Origin of the sequence: Rhodanobacter sp. LX-99 (assembly GCF_018599185.1) — a bacterium.
Taxonomy (GTDB): domain Bacteria; phylum Pseudomonadota; class Gammaproteobacteria; order Xanthomonadales; family Rhodanobacteraceae; genus Rhodanobacter.
In genome coordinates this window covers 1-25206 of sequence record NZ_JAHFVL010000003.1, presented here as the reverse complement: position 1 = coordinate 25206, position 25206 = coordinate 1, and the positions used below count along the sequence as shown (strand labels likewise).

The 25206-nt window shown below is 66.5% G+C and carries 23 protein-coding genes, 1 tRNA gene and 1 pseudogene; 17 read left to right on the top strand and 8 right to left on the bottom strand.

Annotated elements, in window-relative coordinates:
• Positions 1–22: 22 nt before the first annotated feature.
• Both KK131_RS14355 and miaB read right to left on the bottom strand, forming a co-directional pair.
• Positions 23–517: a GNAT family N-acetyltransferase gene (locus KK131_RS14355; RefSeq protein WP_214557427.1), complete on the bottom strand. Its 495-nt coding sequence runs from the start codon at positions 515–517 to the stop codon at positions 23–25.
• The gene (gene miaB, locus KK131_RS14350) at positions 514–1866 is read right to left on the bottom strand and encodes a tRNA (N6-isopentenyl adenosine(37)-C2)-methylthiotransferase MiaB (RefSeq protein WP_214557426.1); all 1353 of its coding nucleotides are present in this window, start codon (positions 1864–1866) and stop codon (positions 514–516) included. The genes KK131_RS14355 and miaB overlap by 4 nt, the downstream gene beginning before the upstream one ends.
• A gap of 235 nt (positions 1867–2101) precedes the next feature.
• On the opposite strand from miaB, the gene KK131_RS14345 reads away from it, so the two are divergent.
• Positions 2102–3244, top strand: coding sequence for a lytic transglycosylase domain-containing protein (locus KK131_RS14345; RefSeq protein WP_214557833.1), 1143 nt, complete (start codon positions 2102–2104; stop codon positions 3242–3244).
• Positions 3245–3277: 33 nt separating this feature from the next.
• On the opposite strand, the gene KK131_RS14340 is transcribed toward KK131_RS14345, so the two are convergent.
• Entirely contained in the window at positions 3278–4453 is a 1176-nt protein-coding gene (locus tag KK131_RS14340; protein ID WP_214557425.1) for a trypsin-like peptidase domain-containing protein, read from the bottom strand.
• A gap of 160 nt (positions 4454–4613) precedes the next feature.
• Between KK131_RS14340 and petA the strand changes: the two genes are divergently transcribed.
• From petA to KK131_RS14315, 5 genes are all read left to right on the top strand, one after another.
• On the top strand, positions 4614–5219 hold the full coding sequence (petA, locus tag KK131_RS14335; RefSeq protein WP_007507459.1) for a ubiquinol-cytochrome c reductase iron-sulfur subunit: 606 nt from the start codon (positions 4614–4616) through the stop codon (positions 5217–5219).
• Positions 5219–6520, top strand: a complete 1302-nt coding sequence (locus KK131_RS14330) for a cytochrome bc complex cytochrome b subunit (protein WP_214557424.1) — start codon at positions 5219–5221, stop codon at positions 6518–6520. The genes petA and KK131_RS14330 overlap by 1 nt, the downstream gene beginning before the upstream one ends.
• Positions 6521–6533: 13 nt before the next feature.
• Positions 6534–7274, top strand: a complete 741-nt coding sequence (locus KK131_RS14325) for a cytochrome c1 (protein WP_214557423.1) — start codon at positions 6534–6536, stop codon at positions 7272–7274.
• 73 nt (positions 7275–7347) lie between these two features.
• The gene (locus KK131_RS14320) at positions 7348–7986 is read left to right on the top strand and encodes a glutathione S-transferase N-terminal domain-containing protein (protein WP_214557422.1); all 639 of its coding nucleotides are present in this window, start codon (positions 7348–7350) and stop codon (positions 7984–7986) included.
• A gap of 10 nt (positions 7987–7996) precedes the next feature.
• Positions 7997–8425 carry a ClpXP protease specificity-enhancing factor gene (locus KK131_RS14315; RefSeq protein ID WP_250887309.1) on the top strand — a complete coding sequence of 143 codons (429 nt, stop codon included), beginning with the start codon at positions 7997–7999 and terminating at the stop codon, positions 8423–8425.
• Positions 8426–8470: 45 nt separating this feature from the next.
• Here the strand turns inward: KK131_RS14315 and KK131_RS14310 are convergent, their stop codons facing one another.
• From KK131_RS14310 to KK131_RS14295, 4 genes are all read right to left on the bottom strand, one after another.
• Positions 8471–8878 carry a DUF3301 domain-containing protein gene (locus KK131_RS14310; RefSeq protein WP_214557420.1) on the bottom strand — a complete coding sequence of 136 codons (408 nt, stop codon included), beginning with the start codon at positions 8876–8878 and terminating at the stop codon, positions 8471–8473.
• Positions 8879–8921: 43 nt separating this feature from the next.
• Positions 8922–9779: a carboxylating nicotinate-nucleotide diphosphorylase gene (gene nadC / locus KK131_RS14305; protein WP_214557419.1), complete on the bottom strand. Its 858-nt coding sequence runs from the start codon at positions 9777–9779 to the stop codon at positions 8922–8924.
• Positions 9776–12028 (bottom strand): DUF1631 domain-containing protein, encoded by a 2253-nt coding sequence (locus tag KK131_RS14300; protein WP_214557418.1) that lies wholly within the window; start codon positions 12026–12028, stop codon positions 9776–9778. Before KK131_RS14300 ends, nadC begins: the two co-directional genes overlap by 4 nt.
• Before the next feature lie 125 nt (positions 12029–12153).
• Entirely contained in the window at positions 12154–12423 is a 270-nt protein-coding gene (locus tag KK131_RS14295; RefSeq protein ID WP_214557417.1) for a Trm112 family protein, read from the bottom strand.
• A gap of 64 nt (positions 12424–12487) precedes the next feature.
• Between KK131_RS14295 and purE the strand changes: the two genes are divergently transcribed.
• Both purE and KK131_RS14285 read left to right on the top strand, forming a co-directional pair.
• Positions 12488–12988 (top strand): 5-(carboxyamino)imidazole ribonucleotide mutase, encoded by a 501-nt coding sequence (purE, locus tag KK131_RS14290; RefSeq protein WP_214557416.1) that lies wholly within the window; start codon positions 12488–12490, stop codon positions 12986–12988.
• Positions 12985–14139, top strand: a complete 1155-nt coding sequence (locus tag KK131_RS14285; RefSeq protein ID WP_214557415.1) for a 5-(carboxyamino)imidazole ribonucleotide synthase — start codon at positions 12985–12987, stop codon at positions 14137–14139. The genes purE and KK131_RS14285 overlap by 4 nt, the downstream gene beginning before the upstream one ends.
• 67 nt (positions 14140–14206) lie before the next feature.
• Here the strand turns inward: KK131_RS14285 and KK131_RS14280 are convergent, their stop codons facing one another.
• Positions 14207–14785, bottom strand: coding sequence for a Fe-Mn family superoxide dismutase (locus KK131_RS14280; protein WP_214557414.1), 579 nt, complete (start codon positions 14783–14785; stop codon positions 14207–14209).
• A gap of 113 nt (positions 14786–14898) precedes the next feature.
• Here KK131_RS14280 and grxD point away from each other — a divergent pair, with 113 nt between their 5' ends.
• The 9 genes and pseudogenes from grxD to KK131_RS14235 form a co-directional block, all read left to right on the top strand.
• Positions 14899–15222 carry a Grx4 family monothiol glutaredoxin gene (gene grxD / locus KK131_RS14275; RefSeq protein WP_214557832.1) on the top strand — a complete coding sequence of 108 codons (324 nt, stop codon included), beginning with the start codon at positions 14899–14901 and terminating at the stop codon, positions 15220–15222.
• Positions 15219–15989, top strand: coding sequence for an SDR family NAD(P)-dependent oxidoreductase (locus KK131_RS14270; protein WP_214557413.1), 771 nt, complete (start codon positions 15219–15221; stop codon positions 15987–15989). The genes grxD and KK131_RS14270 overlap by 4 nt, the downstream gene beginning before the upstream one ends.
• A 61-nt stretch (positions 15990–16050) precedes the next feature.
• The gene (locus tag KK131_RS14265) at positions 16051–16650 is read left to right on the top strand and encodes a YhgN family NAAT transporter (RefSeq protein WP_214557412.1); all 600 of its coding nucleotides are present in this window, start codon (positions 16051–16053) and stop codon (positions 16648–16650) included.
• An 89-nt stretch (positions 16651–16739) separates the two neighbouring features.
• The gene (locus tag KK131_RS14260) at positions 16740–18452 is read left to right on the top strand and encodes a lysophospholipid acyltransferase family protein (protein WP_214557411.1); all 1713 of its coding nucleotides are present in this window, start codon (positions 16740–16742) and stop codon (positions 18450–18452) included.
• A gap of 365 nt (positions 18453–18817) precedes the next feature.
• Positions 18818–22081 (top strand): carboxypeptidase regulatory-like domain-containing protein, encoded by a 3264-nt coding sequence (locus tag KK131_RS14255; RefSeq protein ID WP_214557410.1) that lies wholly within the window; start codon positions 18818–18820, stop codon positions 22079–22081.
• Between the two features lie 157 nt (positions 22082–22238).
• Positions 22239–23639, top strand: a complete 1401-nt coding sequence (ppnN, locus tag KK131_RS14250) for a nucleotide 5'-monophosphate nucleosidase PpnN (RefSeq protein WP_214557409.1) — start codon at positions 22239–22241, stop codon at positions 23637–23639.
• Positions 23640–23709: 70 nt separating this feature from the next.
• Positions 23710–23786, top strand: a tRNA-Asn gene (locus KK131_RS14245).
• 219 nt (positions 23787–24005) lie between these two features.
• Positions 24006–24767: a helix-turn-helix domain-containing protein gene (locus tag KK131_RS14240; protein WP_214557408.1), complete on the top strand. Its 762-nt coding sequence runs from the start codon at positions 24006–24008 to the stop codon at positions 24765–24767.
• 125 nt (positions 24768–24892) lie between these two features.
• Positions 24893–25206: pseudogene (locus KK131_RS14235) on the top strand (nitrite reductase, copper-containing); the annotation flags it as partial.

Sequence of the window (25206 nt, the reverse complement as noted above, 5' to 3'; positions counted from 1 at the left end):
CGCGCTGTGCGCGGCCACCCGCTCACAGCATGCGGTGCATCACGTAGATGTCGGTGGGGCCGAGGTGCGCGTGGCGGAACGCAGCGGGCACCTGGCCGACGATGCGGAAGCCGTGGCGCTGCCACAGCCGCACCGCGGTGGTGTTGCTGGCCACCACGCAGTTGAACTGCATCGCGGTGAAGCCGGCGCGTCGCGCTTGTTCCAGCGAGTGTTCGCACAGTGCCGAGGCGATGCCCTGGCCGCGCGCCTCGGGCGCCACCATGTAGCTGCCGTTGGCCACGTGGTCGCCCAGCCCGGGGAAGTTCGGTGCCAGTCGGTAGCAGCCCAGCACCTGGCCGTCGCGCTCGGCCACGAAGCAGCGTGCCGGCGGCGTGGTCCACATGACACGGGCTTGCTCGAGGCTCAGGTCGAGCGGGTAGACATAGGTGTCGCCGGCCGCGACGATCGGCAGAAAAAACGGCCACACCCGCACGAACTCGTCCGCGCCGATTTCCCGCAGCACCAGCCCGGTCGTCACGAAGCGAGCGCCGCCGTTTCGTCGGCCAGCTTCATGCGCCCGCGCAGCGAGTTGCTCATCGCGTCGGTGATCACCACGTCGACGAACTGGCCGATCAGGCGCGGGTGGCCGGCGAAGTTCACGTAGCGCATGTTCTCGGTACGGCCGCTGAGTTCGTCCGGATTGCGCGTGCTGGGCTTTTCCACCAGCACGCGCTGCACGGAGCCGACCATCGCCTCGTTGATCTTCTTCGCGTTCGCGTTGATCGCGGCCTGCAGGCGCGCCAGCCGTTCGTGCTTCACCGCCATCGGGGTGTCGTCGGCGAGCTTTGCCGCCGGCGTGCCGGGGCGGGCGGAGAAGATGAAGGAGAAGCTCTGGTCGAAGCCGACGTCGTCGATCAGCTTCATGGTCTTCTCGAAATCCTCGTCGGTCTCGCCGGGGAAGCCCACGATGAAGTCGGACGACACGCAGATGTCCGGCCGCACCGCGCGCAGCTTGCGGATCTTCTGCTTGAATTCCAGCGCTGTGTAGCCGCGCTTCATCGCGCCGAGGATGCGATCGGAGCCGGCCTGCACCGGCAGGTGCAGGTAGTTCGCCAGCTGCGGCACGTTGGCGTAGGCCTCGATCAGCGAGTCGGAGAACTCCAGCGGATGCGAGGTGGTGAAGCGGATGCGGCCGATGCCGTCGATCTGCGCGATCGCGTGGATCAGCACGGCGAGGTCGGCGATGCCGCCATCAAAGGTCGGGCCGCGGTAGGCGTTGACGTTCTGGCCGAGCAGGTTCACCTCGCGCACGCCCTGCGCGGCGAGCTTGGCCACTTCCACCAGCACGTCGTCGAAGGGACGGCTGATCTCCTCGCCGCGGGTGTACGGCACCACGCAGTAGCTGCAGTATTTCGAGCAGCCTTCCATGATCGAGACGAAGGCGGTCGGGCCTTCCGCGCGCGGCTCGGGCAGGCAGTCGAACTTCTCGATCTCGGGGAAGCTGATGTCGACCTGCGGCAGGCCGCTGGCCCGCTGTGCCTCGATCAATTGCGGCAGCCGATGCAGGGTCTGCGGGCCGAACACCAGGTCCACGTAGGGCGCGCGCTTGACGATCGCCGCGCCTTCCTGCGACGCCACGCAGCCACCCACGCCAATGAGTACCGGCTTGCCGTCCTTCTTGTGCTGCTTCCAGCGGCCGAGCTGGCTGAAGACCTTTTCCTGCGCCTTCTCGCGGATCGAGCAGGTGTTGATCAGGATCACGTCCGCCTCGGACTCGTCCTGGGTCAGCTCCAGGCCGTGCGAGGCCTTCAGCACGTCGGCCATCTTGGCCGAGTCGTACTCGTTCATCTGGCAGCCGTGGGTCTTGATGAAAAGCTTGCCGCTCATGGCGTGGACACCGTGGTTTCGTGAGGCAGGACGCAGGGTCCGCCGAACCGCGCAGTTTACCCGCGTGAAGGCGCGCCTGCCAGTAATTCGACATGGCGGATCAAGCACTTGCACCGGCCGTGAGCGGCCTTTCGGCAGTGCCTGCCCCTCCAAGTACGCATGGTTCGGAGCAGCAGTCCACGGAATCGCCCGCGCGCACTTGGCGTTGGCAGCGCATGGCGGCACACTGCGCCCCATGTTCGGCGTCGCAAGCCATGGGGGAAGCGCCGATCGGCCTGCCGGGGGCTTCCCATTACGTTCGATCCTTTGCGGGGTCGCGTTCGGCTGCGTGCTGCTGTGGTGGCCGGCCGCCCGCGCCGGCGTCCTGTATCAATGCACCGGCGCCAGCGGCGAGACGGTATTCAGCAGCAGCAAAGTCGGGTATCGCGGCTGCAAGGCGATCAGCAGCTATGCCGCGCCCACGTCACGACGTCGGGCGCCGCCGCCACGGGCGTCGTTGACCGGGGTAACCGGTTCGGTCGCGACCACGGCGCGCAACCTCCTGGCGAACGGCGCCGAATCGACCTCGCTGACCGGCGTGCGCGGGACGGTCGAAACCAGCGCACGGCGCATCGGCGAGGTCCAGGCGGAACAAACGTCGCTGGCAGCGGTGCAGGGCTCGGCCGAGACCCGCAGGAAACTTCCAGCGGCTGCTGCCGGTGTGCCCGGACAATGGAGCTATCGCGAATCGCACACAGCCGCGGCAACGGCGGCGCCGGCGGCGGATGACTCGGCGGACAAGATCCTGCGCGGCGCGGTGTACCGCATCGTGCGTGCGGACGGCAGCGTGGAGTACACCAACCTGCGCCCGGCCGGCGGCAAGGGCCATGCGGTGACCATGCTGTTCACCTATATCGCCACCTGCGCCGCGTGCAACCTGCATTCGACGATCCGCTGGGGCAGCGTGTCGCTCAACCTCACCGCATACGCGGACACGATTCGCGCGGCCAGCATCGAGTACGGTGTCGACGAGGCGTTCCTGCGCGCGATCATCCACGCCGAGAGCGCGTTCAATCCGCGCGCGCTGTCACTCAAGGGTGCGCAAGGGCTGATGCAATTGATGCCGGGCACGGCCAGCGACATGGGCGTGCTGGATGCATTCAATTCCGATCAGAACATCCGTGGCGGCGCGCGTTACCTGGGCCTGCTGCTGCGCGACTTCGACGGCAACGAGCGGCTGGCCGCCGCGGCCTACAACGCCGGTCCCGGTGCGGTGCAGCGCTACAAGGGCGTGCCGCCGTATGCCGAGACCCAGGTGTATGTGGAGCGCGTGGACACTTTGCGCAGGCGCTACGGCGCGGCGATCCATCCGCCGCTGGCATCGCGCGGGCCGGGTTGATTCCCGCCGGCACCGGCCGCCGGATTCACGAATTCAATTGTCCAGCTCGGCGCTGGCGCTCATCGCGGGGCGCTGGGCCAGGGTGACTTCGACGTGGAACGGATTGCCGTTGCGCAGGCCCGAGACCTGCACCTTGCTGCCGGGCTTGAGCGCAGCCTCGTGCCGGCGCAAATCGGCCGGGTCGAGGATGTCGTCGGTACCGATGCTCAGCAGGATGTCGCGCGGCCGGATGCCGGCCAGTGCGGCCGGGCTGCCGGGATAGACCACGGTGACCAGGGCACCGCGCGCCGCCGCCGGCAGGCCGCCGTTGGCGGCCACCGGCACGAACGCGTAGTCGGCGCCGAGCCAGCCGCGCACCACGTGGCCGGTGGCGATGATCTGATCCAGCACCTTCTTGGCGGTGGTGACCGGAATCGCGAAGCCGATGCCTTCGGCACCGGCGGCCTTGCCGATCAGCAAGGTGTTGATGCCGACCAGCTCGCCTTCGGCGTTGACCAGCGCGCCGCCGGAATTGCCCAGGTTGATGGCCGCGTCGGTCTGGATGAAATCTTCCGCGCTGGAACCATTGAGCTGGCGGCCGATCGCGCTGACGATGCCCATCGTGACGGTCTGGTTGAGGCCGAGCGGGTTGCCGATCGCCAGCACCACGTCGCCGGGGCGCAGTGGCTGTTCGGCGATGTGGATCACCGGCAGGTTGCTGGCCTCGATCTTCAGCACCGCCAGGTCGGACTCCTCGTCCGCGCCGACCAGGCTCGCCTTGGCGATGCGGCCGTCGTACAGCAGCACCTGGATGTCCGCGGCGTGCGCGATCACGTGGTTGTTGGTCAGCACGTAGCCCTGGCCCTGGGCGCTGACGATGACGCCGGAGCCGAGGGTCTGCTCGCGGTGCTGGAAGGTGGTGGGCTGGCCGCCGAACAATTGCTGCAGCACCGGGTTGTCGTACATCCGCACGGCCTGCTCGGTGACGATCTTGTTCGCGTAGATGTTGACCACCGACGGTGCCGCGGCAGCCACCGCGTCGGCGTACGAGACCGGGCCGTTGCCGACATGGCCCTGGCTGGCGTGCTGTGCCGGCGGCGCGGTCAGGCCGAAGCGTTCGCGCAGACGCTCGCCGCTGCCGGGCCAGAACAGGCCGACCACGAAGGCCATGGCCAGGCCGAGGACGGCGAAGCGCGCGATGAAGAGGAGCGTGCCGGCGGCATGTTTCATGTCGAAAGGAAAGGTCCCGGCAATCGTGGCGAGTGTTGCGGCGGCTGGACTTCGCCGCGATGCGGTTTATTGTACGGGGCGGGGCCTGACGCTACACTAACGCGATTTTTGCGGGGCCCCAAACCCCACTGGCATGACATTGCAAGTACCGGAGAGCCTGATGGCGAACGAAGTCGTCGATCATGGCCGCCGCCGCTTCCTGACAGCAACCACCGCGGTGGTTGGTGGTATCGGAATCGTGTCGGCGGCTGTGCCCTTCATCAAGTCGTGGGAACCCAGCGCGCGCGCCAAGGCCGCTGGCGCTCCGGTCACCCAGTCGCTGGCCAAGATCGAGGCGGGGCAGATGCTGACCGTGTCGTGGCGCAGCCTGCCGGTGTTCGTGCTCAACCGCACCAAGGCACAGCTGGCCACGTTGCCGCAGGTCGACTCGCGCCTGGTGGACCCCAAGTCCGACGGCGCCTCCGCCGACCAGCAGCCGAAGTACGCGCAGAACGAGGGACGCTCGATCAAGCCGGAATGGCTGGTGGTGATCGGCATCTGCACGCACCTGGGCTGCGTGCCCGACTTCGTGCCCGAGATCAAGCCCGAGCCGTTCGACCCGGAATGGAAGGGCGGCTTCTACTGCCCCTGCCACAAGTCGCGCTACGACCTGGCCGGCCGCGTCTATGCCGGCGTGCCGGCACCGAAGAACCTGCCGGTGCCGCCGTACCATTTCATCGACGACAGCACCATCCAGATTGGCGTGGATCCGAAGGAGGCTGGCTAATGGCCAACGTATTCACGAGCATCGGCGAGTGGGTCAACGAGCGCGCACCGGGCATGATGCCGATGTACCGCGCGCACATGACCGAGTACTACGCGCCGAAGAACTTCAACCTCTGGTACTACTTCGGTTCGCTGGCGCTGCTGGTGCTGGTCAACCAGATCGTCACCGGCATCTTCCTCACCATGAACTACAACCCGAGCGCGGCGGGAGCCTTCGCCTCGGTCGAGTACATCATGCGTGACGTGGAGTGGGGCTGGCTGATCCGCTACATGCACTCCACCGGCGCCTCGCTGTTCTTCGTGGTGGTGTTCCTGCACATGTTCCGCGGCATCATGTACGGCTCGTACAAGAAGCCGCGCGAGCTGGTGTGGCTGCTCGGCATGCTGATCTTCCTGGTGCTGATGGCCGAAGCGTTCATGGGCTACGTGCTGCCGTGGGGCAACATGTCGTTCTGGGGCGCCAAGGTGATCATCTCGCTGTTCGGCACGATTCCCTACATCGGCGGCGACCTAGTCGAGTGGATCATGGGCGACTTCCTGCCGGCCGACGCCACGCTGAACCGCTTCTTCGCGCTGCACGTGATCGCGCTGCCGATCGTGCTGCTGCTGCTGGTGGTGCTGCATATCGCCGCGCTGCACGAGGTGGGCTCGAACAACCCGGACGGTGTGGAGATCAAGAAGGGGCCCAAGGGCAACCGCTGGGATGCGCTGAAGCCGACCGACGGCATCCCCTTTCATCCGTACTACACGGTGAAGGACCTGGTCGGCGTGGGCTTCTTCCTGCTGATCGCCGCGTTCATCATCTTCTTCGCGCCGACCTTCGGCGGCTGGTTCCTGGAACACGACAACTTCATTCCGGCGAACAACCTGGCGACGCCGTCGCACATCAAGCCGGTGTGGTACTTCACCCCGTTCTACGCGATCGTGCGCATGATCCCGTCCTTCCTCGGCTCGGCCGTATGGGGCGTGATCGCGATGTTCGGTTCGATCGCGGTGCTGTTCCTGCTGCCCTGGTTCGACCGCGGCAAGGTCAAGTCGATCCGCTACCGCGGCACCGGTTTCAAGGTGGCGCTGGGCCTGTTCGTGCTGTCGTTCTTCATGCTCGGCGCGGTGGGCGCGGGCATCACCGCCGAGGTGATCCCGGTCTGGTTCGGCGACGTCGACGTGACGTTCTGGGAGAACCTGTTCGGCCGCGTGATGACGGCGATCTACTTCGGGTTCTTCGCATTCCTTTGGGCCTATACACACTTCGGCTGGGAAAAGACCAAGCCGGTTCCGGAACGGGTGACGACGCATGACTAAGCGGCAGCTGCTAATGAAGCGATACATCTTCCCGGTGGCGTTGGCGTTCGGTCTGATCGTCGGCAGCGTGCCGGTGCATGCGTCGGAGGAGGGCGGGTTGCCCGCGGCCGGCACCAACGTGCAGGACCAGGCCTCGCTGCAGCGCGGCGCCAAGCTGTTCTTCAACTACTGCGTCGGCTGCCACTCGCTGAAGTACATGCGTTACGAGCGGATCGCCGGCGACCTGGGGCTGACCGAGCAGGACGTGATGCAGAACCTCAACTTCACCGGTGCCAAGTTCGGTGAGACCGTGGTTTCGCACATGCCGGAAGGGTCGGCCGCCAAGTGGTTCGGCAAGGCTCCGCCGGACCTGTCGCTGGAAGTGCGCGCGAAGGGCGCCGACTGGGTGTACGCCTACCTCAACTCGTTCTACCTGGACCCGAGCCGCCCGGTGGGCTGGAACAACACGGTGTTCCCGAACGCGTCGATGCCGTTCCCGCTGTGGGAGCTGCAGGGCCTGCAGACCGCGGTGATGGCGGAAGCCAAGCCGGGCGAGGACGCCCGGGTGGAGAAGCTGGTGCTGTCGCAGCCGGGCAAGCTGACCCCGGCGCAGTTCCAGCAGGCCAGCCGCGACCTGACGACCTTCCTGGAATACGCTTCCGAACCGGCTGCCCTGCAGCGCCATCATTACGGCGTGTGGGTGCTGTTGTTCCTGGCGTTCTTCACCTTTCTGGCCGCCATGCTGAAGAAGGAATACTGGAAGGACGTCCACTGAGCAGCCTGGATGGCATTATCCGACTGCGGCGGCTACGAGCCGCCGCAGTCGTCTCACCGATGGGGAATTGCGCATGGTCCCAAGCGCTCGCTCACGTAGCGTACTGACGCTCTACACCACCGCCGACGACGTGCAATGTCATCGCGCCCGGCTGGTGCTGGCCGCCAAAGGGGTCAGCTATGAACGGGTCCTGGTGGACCCGGCCAAGCCGCCGGAAGACCTGGTCGACCTGAACCCGTATGCCAGTACGCCGACCCTGGTCGATCGTGACCTCACCTTGTTCGATACCTCGGTGGTCTGCGAATACCTCGACGAACGCTACCCGCATCCGCCGCTGATGCCGATCGATCCGCAGTCGCGTGCGCGCCTGCGGGTGGCCGCGGTACGCATCGAGAAGGACTGGCTGACCGAAGTGGACATCATCCGCGCCGGCGGCCGGCCCGCGGATGCGGCGCGCAAGCGCCTGCGCGGGCACCTGCTGTCCTCGGTGCCGCTGTTCAAGGCCGCGAAATTCTTCCTCAACCCGGAAATGAGCCTGGCCGACTGCCTGGTGGCGCCGGTGATCTGGCGGCTGCCCTGGCTGGGCGTGGATCTGGGGCGCGAGGGCAAGCCGGTGATCGATTACGGCGAGCGTTTGTTCCATAGTCAGGGTTTTGCGCGCAGCATGACCGATCAGGAAAAGGCGATGCGGCAAGTCCATGAGCAAGAATGAAGCAGTACCGATGACCACCAATCGCCCGTACCTGCTGCGGGCGATCTATGACTGGATCAGCGACAACAACCTGACCCCGTACGTGCTGGTCGACGCCGGGTTTGCCGGGGTGCGGGTGCCGCCGCAGGTGGTCAAGAACGGCCAGGTGGTGCTCAACCTGGCGATGCGCGCGGTGGCGAACCTCGATCTCGGCAACGAGTGGATCAGCTTCCAGGCGCGTTTTTCCGGGGTCAGTCAGGCGATCCAGATCCCGGTGCAGGCCGTGCTGGCGCTGTACGCGCAGGAAAACGGCCAGGGCATGATGTTCCCGGCCGAGGAAGAAGGCGGCGACACGCCGCCGCCCGCTCCCGGGCCCGACGACACCGCGCCGGCGCCGGGCGCCAACGCCGGCGGCGACAAGCCGAAGCGCAGCACGCCGCATCTGCGGGTGGTCAAGTAGGAATCCGCTGTCGCGTTCGCCGGAGCGGGCGAACGCGACTGGTGTTCAGTTCAGCCGGTCGCGCGGACGCGGGCGCAGTGGCACGACGTTGCCGGACGGCGGGGGCAGGGCGTTGCTCCGTGCGGCGACCTCCTCGTGCGGCAGCAGTTCGATCGTGGGCAGGCTCAGGCTGCTGAGCGCGTTGCCGATCATCCACAGCCGGCCCGATTCGCGGTCGTGGCCGTCGATGCTCACCTCGAAGCCGTAGCAGCGCTCGATCATGCGCAGGCCGTTGACGCGGCGCAGGCGCACGCCGCGCAGGCCGACGGTTTCGTCGAGCAGTTGCAGGCCGTGCTGCTGGCATTGCTGCCGCGCTTCCTGCACGGCGCGTTCGCGCGCCACGCTGAGCTTCAGCCACAGCCCCACGATGGCGCCAAGCGCCAGCAGCAGCAACAGGTTGGAAAGGTCGCTCATCCCCGCAGTGTGTGGGCGCAGGCGGCCGGGCGCAAGCTGGCGTTCAGTCCAGTTGCAGGCGCAGCGACAGGTCGACGGCGTGCACGTGCTTGGTCAGTGCGCCGACCGAGATGAAGTCGACGCCGGTGTGCGCGTATTCGCCGATCGTGCGCAGGTCGACGTTGCCGGATACTTCCAGCGGCACGCGGCCGGCGGTGTGCCGCACCGCCTCGCGCATCTGCGCCAGCCCGAAATTGTCCAGCATGATCCGGTCCACGCCGGCCTGCAGCGCCTGCTCCAGTTCGTCGAGGTTCTCGACCTCGACCTCGAGCAGCAGGTCCGGGTGCAGCCGACGCGCCGCCTGCACGGCGGCGGCGATGCTGCCGGCGGCGATGATGTGGTTTTCCTTGACCAGGATCGCGTCGTACAGGCCCATGCGCTGGTTGTGGCCGCCGCCGCAGCGCACTGCGTATTTCTGCGCCAGGCGCAGGCCGGGAATGGTCTTGCGGGTGTCCAGCACGCGCACTGCTGTGCCAGCGACGGCGGCGACATAGTCCGCGGTCACCGTCGCGGTGGCGGACAGCAACTGCAGGAAGTTCAGCGCCGAGCGTTCCGCGGTGACCAGCGAACGGGCATGTCCGGACAGGCGGCAGATCACCGCGCCGGGGGCAACCCGGTCGCCGTCGCGGACCTGCCAGTCGATCCGCACGGCCGGGTCGAACCGCCGGAAGCAGGCGTCGAACCATGCCGTGCCGGCAATCACCGCCGCATCGCGGCAGGTCAGCACGGCATGGGCCTGGGCGTCGACCGGCAGCAGTCCAGCGGTGGCGTCGCCCTGGCCGAGGTCTTCGGCGAGGGCGCGTTCGATATCGATGGCGATCTGCGCGGCGTCCGGCGCCGCGAACGATGGAACCTGGCTCATTCGGCGGCCGTACCCGCGGGCGGGGCGGTGTCGGGTTGGCTCAGCTTGTCGACGATGGCGCTCATCGCGCGGTCGAACAGCGCGTTGGCGGCGAGCATGCGGGCCTGGCCGTCGGTGAGCAGCACGGTCAGCTCCTGCGGCGAGTAGTCGGCCACCTTCAGGCCGCGCCGGTTGACGAACAGGTAGCGGCCGCTCATCGGGCTGATCCACGACAGCTTGGCGCGGGTCATCGGTTCGTCGGGCAGGCAGAATTCCAGCCAGGTACCGGGTTGCAATGCTTGCACCTGGTGCCATTCCGGGCTGTCCAGCGGCGCCTCGACGATGTCTTCTTCGATGCTGTCCTGCGGCGTGGCGTCGTGGTCGATGACCGGCTGGATGCTGTCGGGGATCGCCAGCATGGCGGCGTCTTCGTCGACGGCGACCACCTCGGTGGCATCCAGTGTTTCGCCGAGCTGCTGCCGGTAATAGGTGTGCAACTGGCCCAGCAGGCGCTCGATGTCCTGTTCCTGGAATGCCACGTTGGCCAGGCCCTGGCGCAGCGCACGCTCGATCCCGGGCAGCATCTGCCGCAGCATCTGCCGGCTTTCCGGGGTGACGGCCGGCTTGGTGCTGGCGATGAAGTCGTCGACGAAACGCAGCGCGCCCTTGAACTCGGGCGAGGTTTCGCCCTGGCGCAGCAGGGTCAGCACCAGGTGGTTGGCCCAGGCACGGGCCAGCACGCCGTGCACCAGCGGCGGCAGCTTGTGCTCGCCGATGCGGTCGAGGATCTCGCGGGCGGCGCGGCGGCGCGCCTGCTCGAGTTTCTCGCGGCCACGGGTGGATTCGGCCACGCGCTGCTCGGCCAGCTCGGAGCGGCGCTTGTTGATGTCCTGGAATTGCTGCAGATCGACCAGCAGGCGTTCGAAGATGCCCATGTCGTCGTCGAAGTCATGCAGCAACTGGTCGACGATCGACTTCACCTTGTCGTGCAGGCGACGGTCGCGGTCGGATTCCTCCGACCAGCTCTTGGCCTGTTCGGCCAGGCAGTCCAGCAGTCGCCGCGCCGGATGCTGGCGATGCGCGAACAGCTTGCGGTCGAGGATCGCCGCCTTGAGGTAGGGGATCTGCAGCCGCGCCAGCATGACTTGCATGGCGGCGGGCAGGTTGCGGTCCTCCAGGATGAATTCGAACAGCATGCCGACCAGGTCGATGGTGTCCTCGTCGATGGTCGCGACATGGCTGGGCCTCTCGCCGCGCAGCGCGCCGATCTGGGTCAGCAACTGGCCCTTCAGCTGCAACACCTCGCGGGTGAGCGCGGCGGCATCGTCCGGCTGCGCGTACGGCAACGGGCCGGCGCTGGCGATCTGGCTCTGCAGCACGCTGAGTGCGCCGAGCAATTCGTTCGCCGATGGCAGCGGGCCGTTCGATAGCGCGTGCATGCCGGCGCCGACGGCAGGGCCGCGGCGCGCGCTGAACAGCGCATGCAGGGTCTGCAGCAGGTCGCTGGGAATCTCGCCGGCCGCTTCGTCCGTCGCCTGGCCGGCAGCGCCCGCGGCCTTCGCGTCGCCACGCGGCACTTCGTGGCGCAGCTGCGGCAGCACGCCGGCACGCACCAGCTCGGTATTGATTTCCTGGTAGAGCTCTTCCAGCGACGACAGCACGTAGCGGTCGAACAGCTTGTAGATGATCAGCTTGACCCGCATGTCGGCGCTGAGTTCGTGCAACGCCTGGCGGAACGCCTGCGCCAGGATCGCCGGAGCCACCGGATTGCTGGCGTCCTCGACCTTGCGGCCGCCGCAGATCACCGACAGCCGCTGGTTGACCGCGAACAGGTCGCGCGACAGGCGCGATTCGTTCTTGCCGATCATGCTGGTGATCGCCAGCGACTCTTCCAGCTCGTTGTCAGCCACCAGGGTCAGCTCGACCGCGCCAAACGACGTCGACGAGCCGGGCGACTGCTGCGGCGGATGGGCCAGTTCGCCGATGTTGCGGCTGATCGCGCCCAGGAAGCTGCGTTCCACCGCCGGACGGCGCTTGCGCACCTCGCGCATGCCGTCGAAGTAATGCATCTGGGCCGCATTGTTCTCGGCTTTCTCGGCCAGGTCGAACAGCGCGTCATCGACGTGTTCGAAGGCGTTGCCGACCCATTGCTGCAAGCGCTTGCTGGCGATGTTGCGCACCGCACCCAGCAACTCGCCGACGCGCTCGCTGGCCGGATCCAGGCGCTGGCTCAGGCTGATGACTCGGGATGGATCACTGGCTTCGTTCATCGCCAAACCCCTGAAGCATTGCGATGCGCAGCTGAATCCAGGACGGGCCGCGCAGGTGTCGACGATAAGGCAAAGCGGGTGTCCGTGTCATGCGCGGGTATCCGCCGGGAACCGCCAGTACGGCTTCAGGCTGCGGGGAAGCCGGCCAGTTGGGTGGTGCCGATGCCTTCCTCGGGCAGCATCACCGGAATGCCGTCCTCGATCCGGTAGATCACCTTGTGGTCGGTGGTGATCAGGCCCTCGCTGATCCGCTCGCGCACGGCGACCCCGGCCACGGTGTCGACCTTGCCGGCGCCGATGGCGTCGTTCAGCGCATCAAGCTCGCGCTTGCCCAGCGGGCGCAGTGGCGTTTTGCTGACCGGGCAGCACAGGATGTCGAGTAGGCGCTTGTCCATGGATCGCTTGGGTGTGCCGGGGTAGGGAAAGCCCGTACAATAGCCGTTTTTGGACGGTCCGGCCATGACAGGAACAAGCAGACCGCGCGTTGGCGTCGTGATGGGCTCGCGTTCGGATTGGGAAACCATGCAGCACAGCGCGAACGTGCTGACCGAGCTGGGCGTGGCGCATGAAGTGCGGGTGGTTTCCGCCCATCGCACACCGGATTTGCTGTTCAGCTACGCCGAGCAGGCCCCGGCGCGCGGCATCCAGGTGATCATCGCCGGTGCCGGCGGCGCCGCCCATCTGCCCGGCATGCTGGCGGCGAAGACCCGCTTGCCCGTGTTCGGCGTGCCGGTGCAGTCGAAGGCGCTGAACGGGATGGATTCGCTGCTGTCGATCGCGCAGATGCCGGCCGGCATCCCGGTCGGCACCCTGGCGATCGGCCGTGCCGGCGCGGTGAATGCCGGCTTGCTGGCCGTGGCGGTGCTGGCCTTGCACGATCCGGCATTGGCCGCGTCGCTGGACAATTGGCGCGCACGCCAGACCCAGGCCGTGATCGAGCAGCCGGACCCGCGCCAGTGAGCGAACGGCGACAGCCCGTGCTGGGCGTACTCGGAGGTGGACAGCTGGCGCGCATGCTGGCGCTGGCGGCGGCACCGCTGGGCGTGAAAACCCTGGCGGTGGACAGTTCCGCTGACGCCTGTGCGGGGCAGGTCGCGCCGCTGGTAGTGGCCGACTGGACCGACTACGCCGCCCTGGAGGCATTTGCCGCCCGGGTCGACGTGGTCACCTTCGATTTCGAGAACGTGCCGGCCGAGACGGCACACTGGCTGGCCGAGCGGGTCGCGGTATTCCCCGCACCGCAGGCGCTGGCGGTGGCGCAGGATCGCCTGGCCGAGAAGACCCTGTTCCGCGAGTGCGGCCTGCCCACTCCGGACTTCATGACGGTGGATACGCGCGAACAGCTGGATCAGGCACTGGCCGCGGTCGGCGCACCGGCGATCCTGAAGACGCGCCGGCTCGGCTACGACGGCAAGGGCCAGTTCCGGCTGCGCGAACCGGCCGATGCGGATGCGGCGTGGGCCGCGCTTGGCGCGCAGGCGTCGAAACATGGCCTGATCCTGGAAGCGTTCGTGCCGTTCGAGCGCGAACTGTCGGTGCTTGCCGTGCGCAGCCGCGACGGCGATTTCCGCACCTGGCCGCTGACCCGCAACTGGCACGTCGACGGCGTGCTGTCGATGAGCCTGGCGCCGGCGCCGGACATCGAACTGCTGCAGCCGCGCGCCACCGAACTGGCCCGCACGCTGGCCGAGCGGCTGGGTTACGTCGGCGTGTTCGCGCTGGAGCTGTTCGTCAGGGACGGCGAGCTGTTGGGCAACGAGATGGCGCCGCGCGTGCACAACTCCGGCCACTGGACCATCGAGGGCGCGCGCACCAGCCAGTTCGAGAACCATGTGCGCGCAGTGCTCGGCCTGCCGCTGGGCGATACCGGAGCGCGCGGCATGTCGGCGATGTTCAACTGGATCGGCGAGCTGCCCGACGCCTCGGCGGTACTGCAGGCGGTCGACGCGCACTGGCACGACTACGGCAAGCAGGCCCGGCCGGGCCGCAAGGTAGGCCATGCCACGGTGTGCGCGCCGGATGCCGGCCAGCTGGCAGCGCGATTGGGCGGGATTGCCAGTGCGCTGGGGCGCGAGGTGCAAGTGGCGCCGGTGCTGCCGGAACTCGGTTGAGCGAAGCGCAGGCGCTGGCATAAAAAACGGAGCCGCGAGGGCTCCGTTCCTGTTTCAGCCGGGGGAATCAGGCCAGGTTGCTGGCCGCGAATTCCCAGTTCACCAGATTCCAGAACGCTTCCACGTACTTCGGACGGGCGTTGCGGTAGTCGATGTAGTAGGCGTGTTCCCACACGTCGGTGGTGAACAGCGGCTTGTCGCTGCCGGTGATCGGGGTAGCCGCGTTCGAGGTGTTGACGATGCCGAGCGAGCCGTCCGGGCGCTGCACCAGCCAGGTCCAGCCGGAGCCGAAGTTGCCGGCGGCGGACTTGCTGAATTCTTCCTTGAACTTATCGAACGAGCCGAACGCCTTGTTGATCGCGTCGGCCAGCTTGCCGCTCGGTGCGCCGCCGCCCTTCGGACTCATCGAGTTCCAGTAGAACGTGTGGTTCCAGATCTGCGCGGCGTTGTTGAACACGCCGCCGGACGACTTCTTGATGATTTCCTCGAGCGGCGCGTTCGCGAACTCGGTGCCTTCGATCAGCTTGTTGAGGTTGGTCACGTAGGCCTGGTGGTGCTTGCCGTAGTGGTACTCCAGCGTTTCGGCGGAAATGTGCGGCTCCAGTGCGTTCTTTTCGTACGGAAGCGGTGGAAGTTCGATCGCCATGATGAGGCTCCTTAGCGGTGGCTGGGGGAGATGTGTCGGCGCAGCAAACGGCAGCCGACGGGTGACTGATACAATATCGGTCTGCCTGCATTGTAAAGATGAAACACCGAGCTATGGACATCAACGAGCAAATCAAGGCGATGCTGGCCGCGCACCCCATCGTGCTTTTCATGAAAGGCACGCCCGAATTTCCGATGTGCGGCTTTTCCAGTCGTGCGGCCCAGGCGTTGACCGAAGCCGGTGCCGTGTTCCATGCGGTGAACGTGCTGGCCGATCCGCAGATCCGCGCGGCACTGCCGCATTTCTCGAACTGGCCGACCTTTCCGCAGTTGTTCATCCAGGGCGAGCTGATCGGCGGCTGCGACATCATCGAGGACCTGAACTCCGCCGGCGAGCTGTCGCGCATGGCCAGCGACGTGGCCGGGGTGGCGCCTTGACGACGCTGCCCGTTTCACGGTTGCCCGCAGGTTGGCAGCCGGCTGCCGATACCCTGGCCGATCGCGTGGTGCTGGTCACCGGCGCCTACGGCGGGCTCGGCGGCGCGGTGGCGCGCGCGGCTTCGCGCGCCGGCGCCACGGTGGTGATCACCGGCAAGCGCAAGCGTCAGCTCGAACAGCTGTACGACGCGATGCGGGCCGAAGGCCTGGCCGAGCCGGTGATCCATCCGCTGGACATGGAGGTGGCCACGCCGCGCGAATACGCCGCGCTGGCCGAGGGGCTGGAGCGCGACTTCGGCCGGCTCGACGGCATCGTGCACGCGGCCGTCAGTTTCGGCGGGTTGACACCCATAAGCATGCACAAGCCGGATGCCTGGCTGCGCGCCATGCACGTCAACGTGAACGCGCCGTTTGCGCTGACCCAGGTCTGCCTGCCGCTGCTGAGCCAGGCCGGCGACAGCGCCGTGGTATTCGTGCTGGACGATCCCGAACTGCTGCAGCGTGCGCACTGGGGCGCTTACGGCGCGTCGAAGGCGGCGCTGGAGCGGTTCGTGTCGATCCTGCACGAGGAAACCGATAGCAGCACGTTGCGCACCCATGCGATGCTGCCCGGGCCGATGCGCACGGCGCTGCGGCAACTGGCGTATTTCGGCGAAGACATCCTGCAGCGGCCATTGCCGGATGCGGCGGCCAAGGCGGCGGTCTACCTGCTCAGCGCGCAGGGTGCGCCGGTGCGTGGCGCCATACTGGATTTGCGGGTCGACTGAACGCCCGGCGGTGCCGGCGTGGCGCCCGCCCAACGAGAATGGAGTTGAGATGGAATCGCAGATGACCACATTGTCGGCGGGCATCCTGCTGTTCCTGATCATGGATCCGCTGGGCAATATCCCGCTGTTCCTGAGCCTGCTGAAGGACGTGCCGCCGAAGCGGCGCCGTCGCGTCATGGTGCGCGAGCTGCTGATCGCACTGGGCGTGCTGCTGGCGTTCCTGTTCGGCGGCCAGTACATCCTCAAGCTGCTGCAGCTGAAGCAGGAATCGATCAGCATCGCCGGCGGCATCGTGCTGTTCCTGATCGGCATCCGCATGGTGTTTCCGCCCGCCGACGGCAGCGGCATCTTCGGCAAGTCCGGCGGCGGCGAACCGTTCATCGTGCCGATGGCGATACCCGGCGTGGCCGGTCCCTCGGCGATGGCGGCGCTGCTGCTGCTGACCAATACCCAGCCCGGCCGCACCGCCGACTGGACGATCGCGCTGCTGCTGGCGTGGCTGGCCAGTTCGCTGATCCTGCTCAGTGCGACCTACCTGTTCCGCTGGCTGGGCGAGAGCGTGCTGACTGCGCTGGAGCGTGTGATGGGCATGCTGCTGATCGCGCTGTCGGTGCAGATGTTCATGGCCGGCGTGGCGTCGTTCCTGCACATGAGCGTTTGAAACGACGACGACGTCGCAAGCGTCGCTTCGGGTGATCGTGCAGCTGTCATAATCGGCCGCCAGGATGGGGGGAATCCGAGGACGCAGACATGCTGAGTATCGAACAGTCCCTTGTCGAACGGCTGCCATGGCTGGCGCAGTACCCGCGCCTCCGCCGGCCGGTGGCGGGCATGCTCGGACGCCTGGCCGACGAAGACGGTTTCAACCGTGTATTGCATCGGGTCGGTACCGCCGAAGGTTTCGATTTCGTCGATCGCGTACTGGATGTGCTCGGCACCAGCCATCACGTCAATCCGGGCGATCTCGAGAACATTCCGGCGGAAGGCCCGCTGCTGGTGGTGGCCAACCATCCGCTGGGCATGCAGGACGCGTTGGCGGTGCTGCAGGTGATCGGCTCGGTGCGCCGCGACGTGCGCATCCTGGGCAACGACTGGCTGGCTACGGTACCGCCACTGGGCAAGCTGCTGCTGCCGGTGGACGTGTTCGGCAAGGGCGCTGCCTCGCGCCTGCGCGGCATCTATCGGGCGCTGGAGAATGGCGAGGCGCTGATCGTGTTTCCTGCCGGCGAGGTCTCGCGCGTGCGTGCCGGCGGCGTGCGCGACGGCCGCTGGTCGGACGGTTTCGCACGGTTGTCGTTGCGCAGCAAGGCACCGGTGCTGCCGGTGCATGTTTCGGCGCGCAATTCGGCGATGTTCTACGGCCTGTCGATGCTGGCCAGGCCGCTGAGCACGGCGATGCTGCCGCGCGAAGCGGTGGCGCCGGGCAAGCGGCGGATCGGTTTCAGCATCGGCGCGCTGGTCGGCGCCGAGGAACTAGGTCAGCGCAGCGGCGGTTCGCCGGCACAGGCGGCGAAGCTGATGCGCCGGCACGTGTACCGGGTCGGCCAGCATCGCGGCCTGGTCTTTGGCGGACAGGCGCCGCTGGCCTTGCCCGAGCCGGTCGAACAGGTCGCTGCGGAACTGGCGCGCTGCGAGAAACTGGCCGATCTCGGCGACGGCAAGCAGGCCTGGCTGTTCAAGGGCACACCCGACAGCGCGGTGATGCGCGAGATCGGCCGGTTGCGCGAACTGACCTTCCGCAAGGTCGGCGAGGGCACCAACGCGCGACGCGACCTGGATGCCTACGACCAGCATTACGAGCACCTGGTGCTGTGGGACCCGCAGGCCTTGCGCATCGTCGGCTCCTACCGCTTCGGCCACGGCGGACGGCTGATCGCCGAGCGCGGCATGGCCGGCCTGTACACCTCCAGCCTGTTCGACTACTCGCCGGCGCTGGAGTCGCGGTTGGCGCAGGGGCTGGAGCTGGGGCGCAGTTTCATCGCGCCGGCGTACTGGCGCTCGCGCGCGCTGGACCAGCTGTGGCAGGGCATCGGCCTGTACCTGCAGCGGCATCCGGAACTGCGTTACCTGTTCGGTCCGGTCAGCATGTCGGTGAACCTGCCGCGCGAGGCGCGCGAATGGATCGCGGCGGCGCACCAGCATTATTTCGGTGCGCCGGGGCTGGCCGCCGCACGCCAGCCTTTCGTTGTCTCGCCTGAAGTGGTGCAGGGCGTGCGCGCAGCGCTGGAGGGGCTGGACGCCGCTGCGGGGTTGGGCCAACTGAAACACCATCTGGATGCGCTGGGCGTCAGCATGCCGGTGCTGTATCGCCAATATGTCGACCTGGTCGAGCCCGCCGGCGTGCAGTTCCTCGACTTCGGCGAGGATCCGGATTTTTCCGGCTGCGTGGACGGCCTGGTGATGTTGGACCTGGCCAACCTGAAACCGGCGAAGCGTGCGCGCTATCTCGGCAAGCGCGACTGATCGGGTATGGGCAGCGTGCCGGATGTGATGCAACATGGCGGCGATGGGGGCGCGGGGGCGGCCTCCATCTGTCTGATTTCAAAAGGTTCGTGTCGCGGCTTGGGGAAATTGGGCGACCGCAACTGACGTGTAAATGTTACAAAATTGCCATACAATACCGTTAAAATCGCTTAACAATCGCCGCAGGCGGGAAGGTCCGGCGAGCTGAGGTTTGCGGTTCCATGCTCCGTGGAGTCGCGGCAATACCACAACTGGGGTCACGCATCGCGTCGATGTTGCGCCTGGCATGCGCCGGGCGAGGTCGGGCTTTTTTTGGCCCCCAATCAAGAGTTTTTTTTCGTTGCGAGCCCGAGGGTCGATCAAGAATGAACAGCCGAATTCGCGCCAAACTCCTGCCGTTTGCCATTGCCTCGTTGCTGGCGGCGTCGGTGCCTGCCATCGCGCAGGACACCTCCTCCTCGATCAGTGGCCGCGTGCTTGACGCGAACGGCCAGCCGGTGGCGGGCGCCACCGTGCAGATCGTGCACGAGCCGTCGGGCACCACCAAGATCACCACCACCGACGCGGATGGCCGCTATTCGGCGCAGGGTCTGCGCGTCGGCGGCCCGTTCGACGTGACGGCGTCCAAGGCCGGCCTGACCCAGGCCGAGCAGAACAAGGTCTACCTGCAGTTGTCGCAGAGCACCGCGGTGAACCTGACCATGGGTGCGATAGCAGCGAAGAACCTGGAAGGCGTCACCGTTTCGGCCACGGCCCTGGCGCAAACTTTCACGCCGGACAACAAGGGACTCTCGACCAACGTGTCGCAGCGCGAACTGCTGGCGGCGCCCACGCCGGGGCGCTCGATCCAGGATATCGCCCGCCTGGATCCCCGCATCGTCATTACCGATCGTGGCGACGGTTCGATGTCGTCGATGGGCCAGAACAGCCGCTACAACAACATCAGCGTCGATGGCGTCTCCGTCGGCGACCCGTTCGGCCTGAACTCGAATGGCATGCCGTACATCGGCTCGCCGGTGTCCACCGACACCATCGAGGAATACAACATCTCGACCGCGAACTTCGACGTGGCTTCCGACACCGTCGGCGCCAACATCAATGCGGTGACCAAGAGCGGCACGAACGAATTCCACGGTTCGGTGTACTACGCCTATCGCAATGCGGACAAGCTGGTGGGCAATGCCGGCTGGCTCGACGAGAACCGCGGCTACAAGGGCTACAAGAGCGACTGGACCGCCGGCGCGACGCTGGGCGGCCCGATCATCAAGGACAAGCTGTTCTTCTTCGCGAACTTCGAGAAGGAAAAGACCATTGGCCTGGGTGCCGACTCGGCCAACGGCCTGGATCCCTCGCTGACCGGTGCGTCGACCTCCAACAAGGTCTCGCCGGCCGACCTGCAGCGCATCATCGATGCCGCGAACGCCCTCGGCCTGAAGCCAGGCTCCTTCAGCGGCGGCACTTCCAACCTGCAGGACAAGCGCTACCTGATGAAGCTGGACTGGAACATCGCCGACAACCATCGCGCGAGCCTGTCCTACCAGCGTACCAAGGAAACCCAGCCGATCGTGCAGGGCAACTCCTCCAATGCCATCGGCCTGACCAGCTACTGGTACACCAAGAACAGCGACACCAAGAACACCGTGCTGCAGGTGTTCGACGACTGGACCAGCAACTTCTCCACCGAGGCCAAGATCGGCTACTCGCAGTTCTCGCAGGTGCGCACGGTCGATGCGCAGCAGCCGCAGGTGTGGGTGGACATCACCCGGACCATCAAGAACGGCAAGCAGACGGGCGGGGCGCCGTACGTCGACCTGGGTGAGGATCAGTTCAGCCACTACAACGTGCTGGACATCAAGACCTGGAAGGGCCTGTTCGCCGGCACGCTGTACCTGGACGAACACACCATCAAGGGCGGCGTCGACTTCCAGCAGAACAAGATCTACAACCTGTTCGGCCGTACCCAGTTCGGTGCCTACGAGTTCTATGGCATCGACAACTTCGAGAAGGGCATCTACGGCTCCTACAACCTCTACCAGCCGGCCGCGGGCTACACGCTGGCCGACGTGGCTGCCGCCTGGACCCTGCGCCAGTACGGCTTCTTCCTGCAGGATACCTGGCAGCCCACCGGCAACCTGTCGGTGCAGTACGGCGTGCGCGTGAACCTCAACAAGACGGGTGATTCGCCGATCTACAACCCGACCTTCACGACCGCGTTCGGGTACCGCAACGACAACACCATCGACGGCATGAAGCTGGTCGAGCCGCGCCTGTCGTTCAACTACAACTTCGACGGCGAGCGGATGATGCAGCTCCGCGGCGGCGTGGGCCTGTTCCAGTCCAACCCGCCGACGGTGTGGATGACCAACCCGTACCAGAACAACGGCATGACCGTGGCCACCTACTCGGTGTTCAACGACCAGGGCCTGCAGCCCGGCGTGGGCAACACGCTGCCGGTGTTCAGCGCCGATCCGTTCAACCAGAACCTGCCGCCTCCGGGCAGCGCGCAGATGAACGTCGACACGGTCGACCCGAACTTCCAGCTGCCGTCGGTGTGGAAGATGAGCCTGGCGTTCGACCGCGAGCTGCCGTGGCTGGGCACGATCTTCTCGGCCGAATACCAGCGGATCATCACCCGCAACGGCATTCTCTACAAGAACATCAATATCGGCGCGCCGACCGGCGTGCTGCCGGACGGCCGCAACCAGTACTGGAAGACCCCGGGCGAGGGCAGCGTCTCCGGCGACGCGCGGGCCAACCAGGACCGGCGTTTCTCCGGCACGTCGACCCTGCTGACCAACACCCACAAGGGCCGCTCCGAGGCGCTGACCCTGTCGCTGAAGAAGCCGTTCTCGGAGAGCTGGTTCGGCAGCCTGGGCGTGACCTTCGGCAATGCCACCGAGGTGAACCCGGGCGTGTCCAGCCAGGCCAGCTCGAACTACTCCAACAACGCCTGGGTGAATCCGAACGAGGACGTGGCGTCCACGTCGAACTATGCGATCAAGCAGCGCCTGAATGCTTCGCTGACCTGGCAGCACCGCTTCTTCGGCGATTACGTGACCAGCGTCAGCGCGTTCTACGACGGCCACAGCGGCCAGCCGTACAGCTGGGTCTTCGGCAACGACGCCAACGGCGACTCGTACAAGACCGACCTGGTCTACATCCCGAACAAGGGCGATGTGAGCTTCAAGACGGGCACCAGCCAGGCGGCGATCGACCAGTTCTTCAACTTCATTCAGAGCGACTCCTACCTGAAGGACCACCAGGGTGCCATCGCCGGCCGCAACCGTGCTGCCTCGGCGTGGGTGAACCAGGTGGATCTGAGCTTCCGCCAGGAAGTGCCCGGCATCTTCAAGGGCAACAAGGGCGAGCTGCGCCTGGACATCTACAACTTCATGAACCTGTTGAACAACGACTGGGGCCAGCAGAGCTACATCGGATTCCCGTACACCCGTACGCTGGCCAGTTACGAAGGCGTGGATGCGGACGGCAAATACATCTACTCGCTGCCCACCGACAAGAGCGGCAACTACCAGCCGGGCCAGAAGATCATTTACGACGCCGGTCGCAACACCAAGACCAACGTGGTGTCGCGCTGGTCGGCCATGGTCACGCTGCGCTACACGTTCTAAGCGCATCGGTGGTTTGAAGCCTGGAGCCGGTGCCCTTGCGGGCACCGGCTTCTTTTTTGCGCGCTTGACCATGCGCAACCGGCGCGGGAAGCTACGCGGCCTGCTCCGCTTGGCGCAGGCGCATGATCCGCGAAGAGCGGCAAGGAGAAGCACTCGAATGAGCGACACATACGCCGGTGCGCCGGCAAAGCCCGGCACCGTCAGCGCACGCATCTCCCCGATCGGCGGCCTGGACGTCCTTTCCCGCAACGAGGTGGCGCGCCTGCGCGGCGCCAGCGGCTCGGGCCTGCATGCGCTGCTGCGCCGTTGCGCACTGGCGGTGCTGACTTCCGGCAACATCAGCGACGACCCGCGGGCGATCCTGGAGCAGTACCCGGATTTCGACATCCAGGTGCTGCAGCAGGACCGCGGGATGAAGATCGAGCTGACCAACGCGCCGGCACAGGCGTTCGTGGACGGCCAGATCATCCGCGGCATCAACGAGCTGCTGGTGGCGGTGGTGCGCGACATCGTCTACGTGTCGACCCAGCTGGAGCAGATCGGCTACGACCTGGATGCCTCGGCCGCGCTGACCCAGAGCGTGTTCGAGATCCTGCGCAATGCGCGCATCCTGAAACCGCAGGTCGACCCGAACCTGGTGGTGTGCTGGGGCGGCCACTCGATCTCGCGCCAGGAGTACGACTACACCAAGCTGGTCGGTTACCAGCTCGGCCTGCGCGGGCTGGACATCTGCACCGGCTGCGGCCCGGGCGCGATGAAGGGGCCGATGAAGGGCGCGACCATCTCGCATGCCAAGCAGCGGCGCCGGCACAACCGCTACATCGGCATCACCGAGCCGGGCATCATCGCGGCCGAATCGCCGAACCCGATCGTCAACCACCTGGTGATCATGCCGGACATCGAGAAGCGGCTGGAAGCATTCGTGCGCCTGGGCCACGGCATCATCGTGTTCCCCGGCGGCGTCGGCACGGCCGAGGAAATCCTCTACCTGCTCGGCATCCTGCTGCACCCGGACAACGCCGGCACGCCGTTTCCGCTGATCTTCACCGGGCCGCGCCAGTCGGCCGCCTATTTCGAGCAGATCGACCGCTTCCTGCGGCTCAGCCTGGGCGACGAGGTGGCCCGGCACTACCAGATCATCGTGGACGATCCGGAGACGGTGGCGCGAACGATGGTCAAGGGCCTCGAGAAAGTGCGCCACAACCGTCTGGATACCAAGGACGCATTCTTCTTCAACTGGGCGCTGCAGATTCCGCTGGAGTTCCAGCAGCCGTTCCGCCCCACCCACGAGGCGATGCGCGCGCTGCAGATCCACCACGAGCGCCCGCGGCACGAGCTGGCGGCGGACCTGCGCCGGGCGTTTTCCGGCATCGTCGCCGGCAACGTGAAGGAGGAGGGCGTGCAGGCGATCGAGCAGCACGGCCCGTTCGTCATCGATGGCGATGCGGACATCATGCGGGCGCTGGACAAGCTGCTGCAGGCGTTCGTCGAACAGCACCGCATGAAGCTCCCCGGAGGCACCGCGTACGAGCCGTGCTACCAGGTACTGAACGCCTGAAAAAAAGTGCGGCGACCGTTCCTCGGCGGCTTGACAGTTCGCCGCACGCTCAGCAAACTACGCAGCTCACGCCCGAATAGCTCAGCTGGTTAGAGCACTTGACTGTTAATCAGGGGGTCGTTGGTTCGAGTCCAACTTCGGGCGCCAGATACAAGCAAGGGCCGGCAGCAATGCCGGCCCTTGTTCTTTTTGTGCCGTGCAAAACAGGCACGAATGCGCCGGTGCGGCGTCATGGCACACAGGTCGCCCCACGCCAGTCGCCGCCATTGCGTATCATCGCGATATATTTCGCCGTGCGTTGGCGTACCGGTCATGGCCGGTGCCGACCACGCCTGATCTGATCCGCGCGATGCCCACAGGTCCCCCATGCGCCGCAACAACCCGGCAGGCCGCCTGCCCGAACCGCCCAATCCGATTGCCGACGACGGTGACGAGACCCACTTCTGTCGCACTTGTGCGTTCTCCGGCGCGTGCATCGCGGAAGGTTACGGCAAGCCGGAGCTGCTCGAGTTGCATTGCCTGGTCGAGCACGTCGGGCCGTTCCACGCCGGCGAGCACATCTTCCGTACCGGCGACCCGTTCCGCTCGATCTTCGCGGTGCGCGCCGGCACGGTGAAGACCAGCATGGTCGACCCCGATGGACACGAACAGGTGCTCGGCTTCTACCTGCCCGGCGAGGTGATCGGGCTCAACGCGATCTATCCCGACCAGTTCCCGTGCGACGCGGTCGCGCTGGATACCGCCTATTTCTGCCGCTTCTCGTTCCCCGCGATGAGTGCGCTGGCCACGCGCATGCCGGCGGTACAGCAGCGGCTGTTCCGGCTGATCAGCAAGGAACTCGGCATGGCCACCTTGCTCGCCGGCGACCACAACGCCGACATGCGCATGGCTGCCTTTCTCACTGATCTCGCCGCACGTTACGAGGAGCGCGGCTTTTCCGGCACGCGCTTCCATCTCAGCATGTCGCGTGGCGACATCGCCAACTACCTGCGGCTGGCGGCTGAGACGGTGAGCCGCGTGCTCAGCCGTTTCCGCCAGCAGGGCCTGATCGAACTCGAGGGGCGCGAAATGCTGTTGCGCGACCCCGAGGGGTTGCGCCAGATCGGCAAGAATCTGCTGTCGCACTGAACACCTTCGCGGCAGCTGCGGCGGCTTGACGCACTCGCCGTTTTCCATCGACAGAAATGACGTACGTCAAGCGCGCTTCCTGACGGTTCCCTAGGCTCACAGCCAGAAACCACAGGGAGAAACCCATGTCACGTTCGTTGTTCATTGTCCTGGCCGCGGCCGGCATGCTGGCGCTCGCCGGCTGCTCCGGCAAGCCGGCCGCGGTGTCGCCGGTGGGGGAGGCTGACGCCAGCCCTGCCGCGATCGCCGCCACCCATGGCGACTTCGGCCCGCCGCAGGGCGAGCCGATCCACGCGGTGCTGACCAGCCCGCCGCAGGTACCGCCGCCGGTCAACCGCAACTACCCGGCGAAGGTGATCGTGGAGCTGGAGGTGGTGGAGAAGGAGATGCCGATCTCCGAAGGGGTGAGCTACACGTTCTGGACCTTCGGCGGCACGGT

Excerpts from the sequence above, each read along its gene's own strand:
- ppnN (WP_214557409.1), top strand. The coding sequence starts at position 22,239 with ATGAGCGACACATACGCCGGTGCGCCGGCAAAGCCCGGCACCGTCAGC.
- KK131_RS14330 (WP_214557424.1), top strand. The coding sequence starts at position 5,219 with ATGGCCAACGTATTCACGAGCATCGGCGAGTGGGTCAACGAGCGCGCA.
- KK131_RS14315 (WP_250887309.1), top strand. The coding sequence starts at position 7,997 with ATGACCACCAATCGCCCGTACCTGCTGCGGGCGATCTATGACTGGATC.
- KK131_RS14300 (WP_214557418.1), bottom strand. The coding sequence starts at position 12,028 with ATGAACGAAGCCAGTGATCCATCCCGAGTCATCAGCCTGAGCCAGCGC.
- KK131_RS14255 (WP_214557410.1), top strand. The coding sequence starts at position 18,818 with ATGAACAGCCGAATTCGCGCCAAACTCCTGCCGTTTGCCATTGCCTCG.
- KK131_RS14310 (WP_214557420.1), bottom strand. The coding sequence starts at position 8,878 with ATGAGCGACCTTTCCAACCTGTTGCTGCTGCTGGCGCTTGGCGCCATC.
- petA (WP_007507459.1), top strand. The coding sequence starts at position 4,614 with ATGGCGAACGAAGTCGTCGATCATGGCCGCCGCCGCTTCCTGACAGCA.
- purE (WP_214557416.1), top strand. The coding sequence starts at position 12,488 with ATGACAGGAACAAGCAGACCGCGCGTTGGCGTCGTGATGGGCTCGCGT.
- KK131_RS14265 (WP_214557412.1), top strand. The coding sequence starts at position 16,051 with ATGACCACATTGTCGGCGGGCATCCTGCTGTTCCTGATCATGGATCCG.
- KK131_RS14295 (WP_214557417.1), bottom strand. The coding sequence starts at position 12,423 with ATGGACAAGCGCCTACTCGACATCCTGTGCTGCCCGGTCAGCAAAACG.
- KK131_RS14340 (WP_214557425.1), bottom strand. The coding sequence starts at position 4,453 with ATGAAACATGCCGCCGGCACGCTCCTCTTCATCGCGCGCTTCGCCGTC.
- KK131_RS14345 (WP_214557833.1), top strand. The coding sequence starts at position 2,102 with ATGTTCGGCGTCGCAAGCCATGGGGGAAGCGCCGATCGGCCTGCCGGG.
- KK131_RS14320 (WP_214557422.1), top strand. The coding sequence starts at position 7,348 with ATGGTCCCAAGCGCTCGCTCACGTAGCGTACTGACGCTCTACACCACC.
- nadC (WP_214557419.1), bottom strand. The coding sequence starts at position 9,779 with ATGAGCCAGGTTCCATCGTTCGCGGCGCCGGACGCCGCGCAGATCGCC.
- grxD (WP_214557832.1), top strand. The coding sequence starts at position 14,899 with ATGGACATCAACGAGCAAATCAAGGCGATGCTGGCCGCGCACCCCATC.
- KK131_RS14240 (WP_214557408.1), top strand. The coding sequence starts at position 24,006 with ATGCGCCGCAACAACCCGGCAGGCCGCCTGCCCGAACCGCCCAATCCG.
- KK131_RS14260 (WP_214557411.1), top strand. The coding sequence starts at position 16,740 with ATGCTGAGTATCGAACAGTCCCTTGTCGAACGGCTGCCATGGCTGGCG.
- KK131_RS14280 (WP_214557414.1), bottom strand. The coding sequence starts at position 14,785 with ATGGCGATCGAACTTCCACCGCTTCCGTACGAAAAGAACGCACTGGAG.
- KK131_RS14325 (WP_214557423.1), top strand. The coding sequence starts at position 6,534 with ATGAAGCGATACATCTTCCCGGTGGCGTTGGCGTTCGGTCTGATCGTC.
- miaB (WP_214557426.1), bottom strand. The coding sequence starts at position 1,866 with ATGAGCGGCAAGCTTTTCATCAAGACCCACGGCTGCCAGATGAACGAG.